General features: G+C 41.4%; 13 protein-coding genes. 7 read left to right on the top strand and 6 right to left on the bottom strand.

All coding sequences use genetic code 11. From position 1 onward, the window contains the following. Window positions 1-103 precede the first annotated feature (103 nt). Window positions 104-331: an exodeoxyribonuclease VII small subunit gene (xseB, locus tag ACWICE_RS02925; protein WP_185215793.1), complete on the bottom strand. Its 228-nt coding sequence runs from the start codon at window positions 329-331 to the stop codon at window positions 104-106. Continuing rightward, window positions 321-1,592, bottom strand: coding sequence for an exodeoxyribonuclease VII large subunit (xseA, locus tag ACWICE_RS02930; RefSeq protein WP_454297596.1), 1,272 nt, complete (start codon window positions 1,590-1,592; stop codon window positions 321-323). The genes xseB and xseA overlap by 11 nt, the downstream gene beginning before the upstream one ends. Window positions 1,593-1,680: 88 nt before the next feature. Here xseA and ACWICE_RS02935 point away from each other — a divergent pair, with 88 nt between their 5' ends. Together ACWICE_RS02935 and ACWICE_RS02940 are read left to right on the top strand one after the other, a co-directional pair. Beyond that, window positions 1,681-3,411 (top strand): serine hydrolase domain-containing protein, encoded by a 1,731-nt coding sequence (locus ACWICE_RS02935; RefSeq protein ID WP_454297597.1) that lies wholly within the window; start codon window positions 1,681-1,683, stop codon window positions 3,409-3,411. Then, the gene (locus tag ACWICE_RS02940) at window positions 3,411-4,571 is read left to right on the top strand and encodes a dipeptidase (protein WP_454297598.1); all 1,161 of its coding nucleotides are present in this window, start codon (window positions 3,411-3,413) and stop codon (window positions 4,569-4,571) included. Before ACWICE_RS02935 ends, ACWICE_RS02940 begins: the two co-directional genes overlap by 1 nt. 185 nt (window positions 4,572-4,756) lie before the next feature. Here the strand turns inward: ACWICE_RS02940 and ACWICE_RS02945 are convergent, their stop codons facing one another. After that, on the bottom strand, window positions 4,757-5,296 hold the full coding sequence (locus ACWICE_RS02945) for a tetratricopeptide repeat protein (protein ID WP_185212923.1): 540 nt from the start codon (window positions 5,294-5,296) through the stop codon (window positions 4,757-4,759). Window positions 5,297-5,392: 96 nt separating this feature from the next. Here ACWICE_RS02945 and ung point away from each other — a divergent pair, with 96 nt between their 5' ends. Beyond that, window positions 5,393-6,064: a uracil-DNA glycosylase gene (ung, locus tag ACWICE_RS02950; protein ID WP_454297599.1), complete on the top strand. Its 672-nt coding sequence runs from the start codon at window positions 5,393-5,395 to the stop codon at window positions 6,062-6,064. Window positions 6,065-6,068: 4 nt separating this feature from the next. On the opposite strand, the gene ACWICE_RS02955 is transcribed toward ung, so the two are convergent. Both ACWICE_RS02955 and ACWICE_RS02960 read right to left on the bottom strand, forming a co-directional pair. Beyond that, complete coding sequence (locus ACWICE_RS02955; protein ID WP_185215789.1) at window positions 6,069-7,133, bottom strand: DUF6695 family protein; 1,065 nt, start codon at window positions 7,131-7,133, stop codon at window positions 6,069-6,071. Between the two features lie 9 nt (window positions 7,134-7,142). Further along, window positions 7,143-7,613, bottom strand: a complete 471-nt coding sequence (locus ACWICE_RS02960) for an Lrp/AsnC family transcriptional regulator (protein WP_093101265.1) — start codon at window positions 7,611-7,613, stop codon at window positions 7,143-7,145. Window positions 7,614-7,940: 327 nt separating this feature from the next. On the opposite strand from ACWICE_RS02960, the gene sufB reads away from it, so the two are divergent. The 4 genes from sufB (at window position 7,941) to ACWICE_RS02980 (ending at window position 13,040) form a co-directional block, all read left to right on the top strand. Continuing rightward, window positions 7,941-9,392: a Fe-S cluster assembly protein SufB gene (gene sufB / locus ACWICE_RS02965; protein ID WP_454290603.1), complete on the top strand. Its 1,452-nt coding sequence runs from the start codon at window positions 7,941-7,943 to the stop codon at window positions 9,390-9,392. 16 nt (window positions 9,393-9,408) lie between these two features. After that, the gene (gene sufC / locus ACWICE_RS02970; protein ID WP_185212919.1) at window positions 9,409-10,167 is read left to right on the top strand and encodes a Fe-S cluster assembly ATPase SufC; all 759 of its coding nucleotides are present in this window, start codon (window positions 9,409-9,411) and stop codon (window positions 10,165-10,167) included. 48 nt (window positions 10,168-10,215) lie between these two features. Beyond that, a complete protein-coding gene (sufD, locus tag ACWICE_RS02975; RefSeq protein WP_454297600.1) occupies window positions 10,216-11,523 on the top strand; it encodes a Fe-S cluster assembly protein SufD in 1,308 nt (435 codons plus the stop codon). A 296-nt stretch (window positions 11,524-11,819) separates the two neighbouring features. Next, window positions 11,820-13,040, top strand: coding sequence for an MFS transporter (locus tag ACWICE_RS02980; RefSeq protein ID WP_185212917.1), 1,221 nt, complete (start codon window positions 11,820-11,822; stop codon window positions 13,038-13,040). A gap of 1 nt (window position 13,041) precedes the next feature. On the opposite strand, the gene tnpA is transcribed toward ACWICE_RS02980, so the two are convergent. Next, entirely contained in the window at window positions 13,042-13,503 is a 462-nt protein-coding gene (gene tnpA / locus ACWICE_RS02985) for an IS200/IS605 family transposase (protein ID WP_454297601.1), read from the bottom strand. Between the last annotated feature and the right edge of the window lie 220 nt (window positions 13,504-13,723).

Here is a 13,723-nt window from a genome sequence, read left to right on the forward strand (position 1 = left end):
AAAAATATTTACTTTTAGAAATAGCTTTTCCTTTAACTCTAGGAAGTTAAATTGGGATTGATTGAACTCAGGCGTTGAAATTTATAAAAAAAGCTTGTTGTGATTATTCAAAATCACCTTCCCCAGCTTTGTTATCATTCTCCAGTTTCTGCAATAGTTTTTCTACTTCTTCTTCTGAAGCTGTTAGTTTCGCCTTGCAGATAGTCAACAATTCAGATGCCCTATTGATCTTGGCTGTCAACTCATCTACAGCAATATCACCAGATTCGATGTCTGAAACAATATGTTGAAGTTCCTCGAACGCATCTTTATAGCTGTATTTATTTTCCATGGTTTGATTCTTTGTTTATTACTTTAGAAATTATCTTTCCGTCTTCCAATTGGATTTCCAGTTCAGAACCTATTTCAACTTGGTCCAGCTTGTGGACAGATTTACCGTCCATCCGCACGATGCTAAAGCCTCTTTTTAATATATGAATGGGATTCACGATACCTAGCATTCTTTCCAAATGCTGCAGCTGGGCTTGATTTTCCTTTATGCTCTGTCTACTGAACCTGATCAAGTGGGCCTGTAGCCCGTTCAATTCCGCTTTATCTTTTAACAAGAGGGTTTTACTGTTCCAAGAAATTGAAGACACGATATGTTTTAATTTTAGATTTTCTTCTTCAAAGCTCCTTCTAACTGCTCGCAACATTCTTTCCAACGCATTATCCACAGGGATAGCAAAATTGTGGAACTTCTGTAAAAGGAAGTCCGCCAATTCGCTAGGCGTAATAGCGTTCTTATACGCGACCATCTCACTGACGGTTTCATTTGTGGAGTGACCTATCCCTGTGAGTACAGGAATTGGAAAGATGGCAATGGCCTTGGACAGGAAATAGTTGTTATAGGAACTCAAGCCGACATCTCCTCCTCCACCTCTAATGATGGCGACCGCATCAAAATCTTCTAATTTATTAGCAATGACCTCCAATTGCTTAATAATGGAGCTGATGGATTTATCCCCCTGCAATAAGGCAGGAAAGAGCGTGCATTCAATTTTATAGCCCCAAGGGTTACCGTTGATAATTTTAAAGAAATCGGAAAGCCCCTTACTGGTTTCAACAGAGATAATGGCCAATCGCTTAGGGATGAGAGGGAATGGAAGCCTTTTATTGGCGTCAAATATACCTTCTTCGGTCAGTTTCTTGATGCTTTCCCTTTTCTCTTTTTCCAGTTCTCCAAGCACAAAGGTAGGATCGATATCAACGATCTTCAGACTGAAGCCGTACAGCGGATCGTAGGATATACCCGCCTGGAATAGCATGGTAATACCTTCCCTTAAGGGTTCTCCAAGTACTTCCATGAACTGCCTGTTTATGCGTTCATAATCCATTTTCCATAAAATAGACCGCATTTCAGCAACCACCTTACCTTCTTTTTTCTCTAGTAGTTCGGGGTAGCAATGGCCTGAATAGGAATAATGGTTCAATTTGTTCATCTCCGCTTTAATCCAATAAAGACTCTTGTATCGCTCAGCAATCGTCTTTTGAATGCTTCGGGACACCTCTAGGAGAGTGAAAACGGTTTTATTGTCCATCAGTTCGGGCATTCTCAAATATACAGAATTATTACAGGTCGGGAATGCGTGTTTGTGCGTTTTATTAGTACATTTACAATAAGAAATCCTAAAAACAATTATGATTCGCTTTTTAAACCTCCTTACAATATTCCTGTTATGCGGGTATTCCATTAGTCAAGCTCAGTATAAACAGGTCATCAGCAATCAAACGGTTCTTCTGAACAACCAAAAGAACATCCTTCCCTTCAAGCGTTTGGATGAACGCAGAATAGCGGTCATAAGTACGGACAGTGTAAAATATGCACCCTTTATTCAGCAATTACAGCGATATGGTGAAGTAAAGAGCTTTGGTTTTGACCAATATGATGAACATACGAAATACTACAATACTATTATCGTTGCTGGTACGGAAGACGAGTTTAGACCGGATCAATTGGCGATGGTCATTCAATCTGCCGTAAATCGAAAGGATGTCATTCTCTGTAAATTCGGGAAGGATATCAATTACATCAATATAGGCTTGTCTTCTGCCAACTTAGGCCGATTTGCCAGCATCTTAACAGCACCTAGCTTAGATGAAGGTACCCAGGAGAATGCGGCAATGTCCATCTTCGGTGGGTTAGGTATCACTGCCGGAACGAATAAAACAACGCAAACCCGACTACAGTACAGCAAAGGCAGACAGTCAGGCCTGGACATCGCCAAAATGACCAATCAGATCGATGCCATTGCGAAGGATGCTGTTGAGCAGCATGCCGCTCCGGGGATGATGGTCATGGCCATAAAAGATGGTCAGGTAATCTTTGAAAAGGCGTATGGCTACCATACCTACGAAAAGAAGCAGGCCAATAGCATTTATGATATCTATGACTTAGCATCCATCAGTAAAATTGCCGGCACGACGCCTGTTGTGATGCACTTACAGGAAAACAACATCATCAATCTGGATAGCACCATGGGACATTACCTATGGCAAGCGAAACAGAGCAATAAAGCCAATATTACCCTCAGGACCGTACTTTTACATGAGGCTGGTTTTACTCCTTTTATCCCGTTCTACAGGAACCTGAAACCTGGTGACCTTCAACGCACAAAAGATGATTCCCATCAAGTCAAGGTCGCTGACAATGCCTATCTAAAGAATAATTACTACCGAGATTTTATGTGGCCAGAGATGTTGAATTCTCCGGTTAAGCCAATCGGAAACTATGTCTATTCAGACATCAGCATGTATGTAATGAAGGAAGTCTCTGAACATGAAACTTCCACTCCAATGCAGGACTATGTCCAAGATATTTTGTACAGGCCCATTGGGATGAAGACCGCGGGATATCTTCCGAGAGATCGTTTCAACAAGGACCAAATCATTCCTACCCAACAGGACACCGCCTTTCGGAAGGTCCTGTTGCAAGGATATGTGCATGATGAGGGTGCAGCCATGGCCGGTGGAGTGGCTGGACATGCGGGCCTGTTTGCTTCTGCAAACGACCTTGCTATCTACGGACAGCTATTGCTGAATCGAGGCGAATATGGGGGCGTGAGGTATTATAAACCGGAGACCATCGATCTTTTCACCTCCAAACAGTCGAAAACAAGTCGCAGAGGTTTGGGTTTCGACCGATATGACCCTAAGAAAGGCGCAGACTACCCTTCTAAATTGGCAAATCCATCTGTATATGGCCACACCGGTTATACAGGGACTTGTATATGGGTAGATCCGAATAACCAATTGATTTATATATTTTTGTCAAATAGAGTGCATCCGCAGGTATCTACAAAAATCTATGATCTGAACGTTAGGAGTCGTATACAGGATGTCATCTATGAAACCATTTTTAACGCTAAATAATGAAAAAGAAGTTTTTATTGACCTTCCTTCTCGGAGGTTCTATTTTTGCCAGTATGGGGCAGGATTATAAACAGATACATCAAGACCTGATCGTTGTGGATGGCCACAATGATGTGATCGTCGAAAGCATATTGCCTGGCAAGGACATCGGCAAAAGAATCAAAACCGGTCATACCGATCTACCCAGACTTAAAGAAGGTGGAGTGGATGTTCAGGTATTTGCCGTTTGGTCCGATGACAAGAAATGGAAGAAGAATGCCTACAAACATGCGAACGACCAAATTGATGCCTTGGAGAAACTGATTGCCAACAATCCGGATAAGATCGAACTGGCAAAGAGTTCTACAGATATAGAACGCATCAACAAAGAGGGAAAGATCGTTGCATTGATTGGAATAGAAGGCGGCAATATGATTGAGGAACGCCTTGATTATCTGGAGGCACTTTACGATCGTGGAGCCCGCTATCTGACCCTTACCTGGAACTACAACCTTCCTTGGGTAACGGCAGCTGCCATGGAAGTGAAAACCAAGGACAAAAAAGGAAAAGGCTTGACGGAACATGGCAAGGAAATTATCCGTAAGATGAACGACCTCGGTATGATGGTCGACCTTTCCCATGCCGGTGAACAAACATTTTATGATGTTTTGAGTATCACAAGCAAACCAGTATTGGTCTCCCACAGCAATGCAGCAGCATTGACGCCACATTATCGCAACCTGAAAGATGCTCAATTGGAAGCTCTGAAGAAAAATGGCGGTGTAGTAGGTGTCAATTTTTATTCTGAATTTCTTGATTCCAACTACCCGAAGAGAGTAAAAAAACTCTATTACAAAACCCACAAAAAAGACAGTACAAACAAGGAATTATCTATAGGCAAGATGTATGGTTCCCTTTCGCCAAAGCTAAAGCATGAAGCTAATGCCCCTTTTGAAAATGTACTTAAGCACGTAGACCATCTGGTCGCCAAGGCGGGCATAGACCATGTAGCCATAGGATCCGACTTTGATGGCATTGAATCTCCGCCTCAGGAACTAGAAGATGTCAGCAAATTCCCGGTCCTCACAAAAGCATTGCTGGAAAGAGGCTACAGCAAGGAAGATGTCGCTAAGATCATGGGATTGAACTTCCTGAGAGTATTAAAGGAGAATGAGAAATAGGTTATAGACAATAGACACAAGACATAAGACATAAGACATAAGACCCTTTCTAGCCTCTATCCGAAATGACTGAGATAGTAAGTTGGCACCCTTACCATTCTAATGTCTTGTGTCTGTTGTCTACTGTCTAAAAAAGGAAAGGGTGGATTTTCAAGAATCCACCCTTTCCTTTTTTAAATATTTTGTTATCTAGAATAACGGAACTGTTGTTTGTCCATCATTCCCATTTGGTTTTTCATCAATTTGATCTGCTCTTCCAGCAATTTGTTTTTATCAGCTTTCTTAGCTTCGGCCAGAAGCTTTTCAGCTTCGCGCTTATTACGTTTTGCCATAGCGATACCAGCAAGGCTTAACTTGGCCAATGCCACGTTATGATCCATATGCAAGCCCATTGTCAAGGCTTTCTTGAAATATTTCTCTGATTGTAAAGGCGCTCTTTGAGATTCGATCAAGCCCAAAAGCATATGGTAGTAACCATATTGAGCAGAGATCAATTCCGTTTCGTAGTTCTTGATTTTCTTCAACCAAACTTCAGCTTTGTCCATACGTTCTTTGCGCAAGAACCATTGGGCGATAAGCATCTTCTCGTTGAAGAACACGGTTACCCAAGCTAAAATAGTAATCAGGATTGCTAAAATCCCCCAGCCCCATTGACCAATCCAGAACAATGCAACCGTTCCGATCACCAACAAACTACAAATTATAATGCGAACTATATTTGACATAATTATGCTTAATACTGTAAGTTTGCAAATATCCGTTAAATTGCCGTAGTATCCAACTTGTTTACAGCAAAATAATGTAAAATTTTATATAAACATATGTCTGACCGTTTTGATTCTTCTTGGGAACCTATCATTAAGCCTTTATTCAACAGCACTGTCTTACAGGATTTATCCGAGTTTGTAATAAAGGAAAGAAGCCTGCACAAGGTTTTTCCTCCGCAGGACCTGGTTTTTAACGCCTTCAAATTGACCCCTTTTCAAAACCTGAAAGTAGTCATCTTGGGCCAAGACCCCTATCATAACGATGGCCAGGCACATGGGCTGTCTTTTTCGGTCCCTGCTGGAATTGCCATACCACCCAGTTTAAGAAACATCTATACCGAATTGGTGACTGACATTCCAGGATTTCAATACCCGAACCATGGCGATCTGACAAAATGGGCCAAACAAGGCGTTTTGCTCTTGAACGCAACCTTAACGGTTCGAGCTCACGAAGCCGGTTCGCACCAGAAGAAAGGATGGGAATATTTTACGGATGAGATCATCAAAGCGATATCAGAGCAGAGCGAACATGTCGTATTCTTACTGTGGGGAAGTTATGCCATCAAGAAATCAGCATTGATCGATAGCAGCAAGCACCTTATCTTAACCGCTGTACACCCATCCCCACTATCGGTTTACAGAGGATTCTTCGGATGCGCCCATTTCTCACAGGCCAACAGTTACCTGCAACAACATGGGAAACAAGCCATTGCTTGGCAAGTTTAGGCAACTACGCGTACCTTTCCAATAAATTTTTGAATTTATAATCCTCGGTAGAGAGGACTTCAATATGATTGATCCTAATCTTCTGGTTATGCTGCAGGATATGGGTAAACATCAGATGGCTATCATAGGTAATCTCCCAATCCTCATGAAAATCCACAGGCTGGGTCGCTTCGCCCAAAACAACGTATTCCAGGTTGCCTAAGGTCGAATATCGGCTGATCTCAATCTGCGCATCCGGTCTTTCGTGCAGGTAGTACCATGCCCCATCACCAACGCCGCCAAGATATTTCGCATGTTTAGGAACGGTGATAGGTTTAGACCCAAAATTAACGGCACCGATGATCAAGTCATTGGGCAGTAGATCCGCCTTGTTCCTGAACACATTATCTCCCAGCTGTTTAACCAGAAAAAAGAAAGACTTCCAACGGTCCATCTTGAATGACTGAAACCCGTCCGAAGGGCTATAGCTGTTCACCATCCTGCTCTTGCAAACATTCACGATATTGCTGATAGGGCTCGCTTTAATGGTTTCCGGCAGGTTGATACCGTGCCAGAAATGATATTTCTTGGAAGCCTTCATCAACATCCTGGTAATGAATCGGGAACAGTTGTTGTTATTCTTAGCGACAGCGCCATAGGGGTATGTACCCTCCTCTACGCATTTATCACCATAATCCTTGGCGATTTCAAAGTTGATATCGCTGGCCACGCTGAAAAAGACCCTTCCCTCACCATACATGGCACCTTTTAAGGGTTCGATTGCAGCAATGATCTCTTGGATGTTTTCGATCTGGCCATTCTTGAACTTAGCCTTGACCTTGATCTCCAGCATTGGGTCGGAATCCTTCGATCGTGCCCTTCCGTAACCTCGGGGGGTTATATAGCGGCCAAAATCATAAAAGAGCAACTCGCCCGTCTGGTGATTTACCAAGACAACACCTGTATGCCCAACCTTGAAGTTTAAATTTTTGACAATACCAATTTTTTTGAAAAACATCATCCATTTTTCATCTCCACGTATGGTAGCATCTGGCCATGTCAATATGATTGCAGAATCTTGATATGCCATCTTTAAAGATTAATATTCTAATGGTACAATTGGTTCTTTTTTACTGGTGGACATAATCATCATGGTTTGGAACGTCTTCACAAAAGGGATTTTTGAAATCTTCTCCATGATTACTGCCTCATATGCCTTAATGTCTTTAACATATACTTTCAGCATGAAGTCGCAGTTACCTGTTACGTGGTGGCATTCGGTCACTTCGGGAATGGCACGAACGGCTTCCACAAATTCAGGAATGGCATTATGGGTATGGAAATCAAGGGAGATCTGAATGAATGATTTTATTCCTAATCCTAGCTTTTCCTCATCGACAAAAGCATGGTAGCTCTTGATGAAACCAGAGTTCTCCAATTTACGGACCCGCTCCAATGTAGGGGCAGGCGAGAGACCAATATTGGTCGCCAGCTGTAAATTAGTTATCCTTCCGTTCTCCTGAAGAAGCTTTAGAATCTTCAAGTCCGTTTTATCTGGTTGGTAAGACATAGGCTTTTCAATAAAATTAAAGAATAGTAAATATACAAAATAATATTTGGTTTAACACAAAATGTATTTCTGAATTATTGGCGGGGTCTAATATAGACTGACTCAATCTATTGATTGACATTCAATTGATTTTATTTATATCAATCATTCTATTGTCATAATGTAATCATTCTAAATAGCCTTTAATGCAGAAGAAATGACATTTGTCATTTTTTTTGCGGTTTACTGTGTAGGTTGAACACAAAACAAGCTTTTTTCTGCATTATAAACCGTAACTTTGCAAATCAAAACCAATGGGAAAGAACCCATCATTAAAGTGAAAGAGATATGAGCACAAAAGACGACGATTTATTAAAAGAGTTAGAGCTCGAAGAATATAAGTACGGTTTTACGACCGACATTGAGATGGAGATCGCTCCAAAAGGTCTTAATGAAGATACCATCCGTTTGATTTCGAAGAAGAAAAACGAACCGGAATGGTTATTGGAGTGGAGACTGAAGGCTTTCCAACATTTCTTAAAAATGAGCATGCCGACTTGGCAAAACTTCAAGAACCCTGAAGTAGATTTCCAGGACATTTCCTATTACGCTGCCCCAAAACCTAAAAAACAACTTGATAGTTTGGACGAAGTGGACCCTGAATTATTGGCAACTTTTGCCAAATTGGGTATCCCCTTGGACGAACAGAAGGTACTTGCTGGGGTAGTAGCAGTTGATGCAGTATTTGATTCGGTATCTGTGAAAACCACGTTCCGTGAAAAACTGAAAGAACAAGGGGTTATCTTCTGTTCCTTTGGAGAGGCTGTACAAGAACACCCTGACCTAGTAAAACAATATTTGGGAACCGTAGTTCCTCAAACAGATAACGTATATGCGGCCCTGAATTCAGCTGTTTTCTCGGACGGATCTTTCGTATACATTCCTAAAGGCGTTCGCTGCCCAATGGAACTTTCCACGTACTTCCGTATCAACGCAGAAAACACGGGACAGTTCGAGCGCACATTGATCATCGCTGATGAGGATGCCTATGTATCTTACCTTGAAGGTTGTACAGCACCGATGCGTGATGAAAACCAATTGCATGCTGCAGTTGTTGAACTAATTGCTATGCGTAATGCAGAGATCAAATATTCAACTGTACAGAACTGGTATCCTGGTGATAAAGACGGAAAGGGCGGAATCTATAACTTCGTGACCAAGCGTGGTATCTGTAAAGGTGATCACTCGAAAATCTCTTGGACACAGGTTGAAACGGGATCTGCCATCACTTGGAAATATCCAGGAGTAATCCTGAAGGGAGACCATTCTGTAGGCGAATTTTACTCCGTGGCGATGACCCGTAACATGCAACTTGCAGATACAGGCACCAAAATGATCCACTTAGGAAAAAATACGCGTTCAAAAATCATTTCCAAAGGTATCTCTGCCGGCAAGAGCCACAACAGCTACCGTGGATTGGTTAAGATCGGACCAAATGCAGACAACTCAAGGAACTTCACCCAATGTGATAGTTTATTGATTGGCGACAGATGTGGAGCACACACTTTCCCATATATTGAGAGCAAGAACAAGACTGCTACCCTAGAGCACGAAGCAACCACTTCCAAGATCGGGGAAGACCAAGTCTTCTACTTGAACCAACGCGGTATTGATTCAGAGAAAGCCGTAGGGCTTATCGTCAATGGTTATGCGAAAGAAGTATTAAATCAATTACCAATGGAATTTGCCGTAGAGGCACAGAAATTATTAGCGATCTCATTAGAAGGATCGGTAGGATAGAAATATAGAATAGAATATGTTAAGCATTAAGAATTTGCATGCGTCAATCGACGATAAACAAATATTAAAAGGACTGAATTTAGAAGTTAAGGCCGGCGAAGTTCATGCCATCATGGGCCCTAACGGAGCTGGAAAGAGTACATTAGGAAATGTATTAGCGGGACGTGACTCTTACGAGGTGACGGAAGGTGAAGCATTCCTAGACGGAGTGGATCTATTGGAGCTTTCTCCTGAAGACCGTGCTCGCGAAGGTTTGTTCTTGGCTTTCCAATATCCTGTTGAAATCCCAGGAGTTTCAAACATCAACTTCTTGAAGACAGCAGTAAATGATATCCGAGAATACAAAGGTTTACCTCCAATGGAAGCGAAAGACTTCTTGAAGACGGTAAAAGAAAAACAACAATTGGTAGAGTTTTCTGCAAACCTAGCAAACCGTTCCTTGAACGAAGGTTTCTCGGGAGGAGAGAAAAAACGTAACGAGATCTTCCAATTGGCCATGTTGAATCCAAAGCTTTCTATTTTAGATGAAACGGATTCAGGTCTGGATATCGACGCATTGCGAATCGTAGCGAATGGTGTAAACCAATTGCGCTCTAAGGACAATGCATTTATCGTGATTACACACTACCAACGTTTGTTGGATTATATCGTGCCGGATTATGTACACGTATTGCACAATGGTCGCATTGTAAAATCGGGAACAAAAGAATTGGCACTTGAATTAGAAGAAAAAGGTTACGACTGGTTAAAAGAATTAGATACGCAAAATGCCTAATCAGTTGTATTAAGAAACGAGGTAATGAGCGGATTGACAACAAATAACATGAGTACATTAGTAGCAAACTCCTTATTCCAACAGTTGACTTCAACATTTCAGGAACTGGAAACAAGCAATGATACGGCAGCGGTAATGGCTCTTCGCGAAGAGGCTTACAGCCGTTTTCATGATCTTGGATTCCCTACTGTAAAGAATGAGGACTGGAAATACACGAATATCCATGCTCTGATCAACAGAAACTATCTGTTGAACGAGGATGTGGATGTTTCAAATTTAGATCTAAGCGCAGCGGACATCCCTGGATTGGATGCACACCGCATTGTGCTGATCAATGGTCAATATGTTTTGGCATTCTCTTCCTTGGAAGATGAGATCGGCTTGATCGTAAAACCTATCGAAGAGGCTCAAAATGAGCCGAAATTCCAAGAGCACTTTGCAAAACATGCAGATGCAACAGGAAGCACGACGGTAGCCCTGAACACTGCTTTTCACACTTCGGGAATCTTTCTGCAGGTGAATCGCAATAAGGTGGTTTCAAAGCCTATCCAAATCGTCCATGTCGCTACAGGGAACCAGGATTTCTTTGCACAGACCCGTAATCTATATATCCTTGAGCAGAATGCTGAAGTTGAAATCATCGAATCCTTTATCACAATGGATGGTTCGGCATTCAACCTGAACAACAAGGTTACCGAGATTGTCGTTGAAGAAAATGCGAAGATGCAACACTATTATTTGCAGTTAGCTTCAAATAACAGCCATTACATCAACCATACCGAGGTTTACCAAACGAAACACAGCTTGTACAACAACTACAACTGTAATTTCCCAGGTGTAGCCTTTGTACGCAATGATCTAAACGTTCGTTTGGACGCTGAACAGGTTGAATCGCACCTTTACGGGATCAACTTATTAGCTGACAATCAATTTGTAGACAACCATACCATCGTAGATCACATGAAACCTCATTGTGAATCATACGAATGGTACAAAAATATTCCACAGGACGAATCTACAGCTGTTTTCAACGGTAAGATCTTTGTTCGCGAAGATGCCCAGAAAACAAATGCCTTTCAACAGAACAACAACATGTTGATCGGCGACAAGGCGACTATCTATACCAAGCCACAGCTTGAGATCTTTGCAGATGATGTTAAATGTTCACATGGTTGTACCATGGGACAGTTTGATGATGATGCCCTGTTCTACTTACGTGCTCGCGGTATCGGTGAAGAGAGCGCACGTATCCTGTTAGTTCATGCCTTTGCTTTTGACGTTACATCGAGGTTCTCTGATGAAAACGTAAGGAACTTTGTAGAAGCCTTGGTAGCAAAAGGATTAGAAAGAAAATAATAGTAGTGTAGTTTTAGTATAAAGGCGTCTTGGCGAAAGTTAAGACGCTTTTTTTTGTGTCATCAGTTTTCACGAATACCTTAATCCCATTTCCATTTTCGCCTCTCTAGGAAAGTATTTTTCTTAAAACGTTTGAACTTCAGCCTCTTTGGTTTATATTTGCGGTATGAGCACTTGCCAATTTGCACTATTCTTTATTGACCCTTGGATTTATTGAGTTAGATAAATCTTACGCGGTTTAATGAATCAGCTAAAATTCCTTTTGGCTGCAGGTACAAACATTACAATTTAATTTCATGGAAAAGAAACATTGGTTTAAAACCTATATCTATATATGGGTAGGGCAATTTGTCTCCTTGATAAGTAGCTCTGCCGTCAACTTTGCAATGATTATCTGGCTGAGCCTTGAATTCAGGTCGGCGGAAGTCCTTGCCTTTGCCGCTATTTCGGGTCTATTGCCCCAGGCCATTATCGGTCCATTTGCAGGCGTGTATATCGACCGTTGGGACAGGAAGAAAGTCATGATATTTGCAGATGCCTTCATTGCCTGCTGTACTTTCATGATGACTTTCGCCCTGAAGGATGGAAACATCAATCTATCGCTGATTTATCTGCTGATGGTCTGTCGTTCCATAGGCTCTGCATTTCACCAGCCAGCAATGCAGGCAATTGCTCCGCTTTTGGTGCCTGAGGACCAGCTGTTGCGCGTTTCAGGTGTGAACCAGATCTTGCATTCTGTCAGTGCCATTGCCGGACCTGCATTGGGAGCCTTGGCCATAGCCAACCTACCGATCAACCAGGTCATTTACCTCGATGTGATGGGTGCAGCAGTAGCGATCACTAGCCTTTTGTTCATCAGCATTCCATATTTCAAGTCGGAAAGTAAAGCCTCATTAAGGCAGGTTTGGGGAGACCTGAAGCTGGGTTTCTTGGCCATCCACCAGAACAAAGGCTTAAACAGGATGTTTTTATACTCCATCATTGCCATGATGGGCATCCTGCCAGTTGCCATTATGTTCCCCTTACTGACCATCGAACATTTCAAAGGAGATAAATTTGAAATGAGCGTGATTGAAGTTATCTGGGGAGTAGGTATGTTGGTGGGAGGGTCTGCATTGAGCGCTTTTAAAGTTTCCTTCAGAAAGATCCTGCTGATCAATTACATGCATATCCTACTGGGATTGACCTTTGTGTTTTCTGGTCTGTTACCAGCGTCCATGTTTATGGTTTTTGTGGTATTGACAGGAATAGGTGGAGCATCCATGTCGATATTCAATGCGGTATTTATGACCATCATCCAAGAAGAGATTGCTCCGGAAATGTTGGGCAGGGTATTTTCCCTGTATTTCAGTTTTGCAATCATCCCAAGTCTGATCGGTCTATTATTCGCCGGAAACATTGCAGACCATATTGGCGTAGCCAATGCATTTATTATTGCAGGTGTGCTATGTGTGTTATTGGGGATAATATCGTTTATGACGCCGAGTTTAATGAGGTTAGGGATAAAGAAGGAGTAGGTTAGTTAATCCATTTGAATAGATATTCATCACGGTATTCCACATTGATTTTTTTTAAAAACTCGATGTATTCCATTTGAAATGTTCTATTTAAATGGATTTTCTCTTGGTTTTTGATATAATTATATACTTTGTTTACCTGAGAATGAGAATAGGAAAAGGCGCCATATCCATTTTGCCAAGAGAATTTATAGTTAAGCCAATTCTGTTTATTTATAAATATAGTAGAGTGCTTTTTTATGTCCCTAACCAAATCTGACAAGGAGATTTCTGGTTTTAGTTCTAATAGTATATGGACATGATCTTCCATCCCATTAATAATAATCGATTTTAACCCTTTGCTTTTTATTATTCCAGCCATGTATTTATAAACCTCTAACCTCCAAGGTAATTTTAATAGGGTTTCCCTATTTTGAACCGAAAAAACAATTTGAATATAGATTTGGGAGTAAGTATTAGCCATTGATTATTAATAAGATTCACCTATTGGCAAATTACATATTGAGGTGTATTGATATCATTATTTTTGTGTTAATTAAAAGTGTAATGAAAGTTTTGTTTTAAACGGTGGGACAAATCAAGGTTAATGGTTAAGTTAATTAACATAATGCAACCCCTAAAGGGGTAGTACCCTTCAAACACCATCGCTAAAATAATTTCACCCTTCCAGGGTGACAGGGCGA

The organism is Sphingobacterium sp. NPDC055346 (assembly GCF_053645235.1).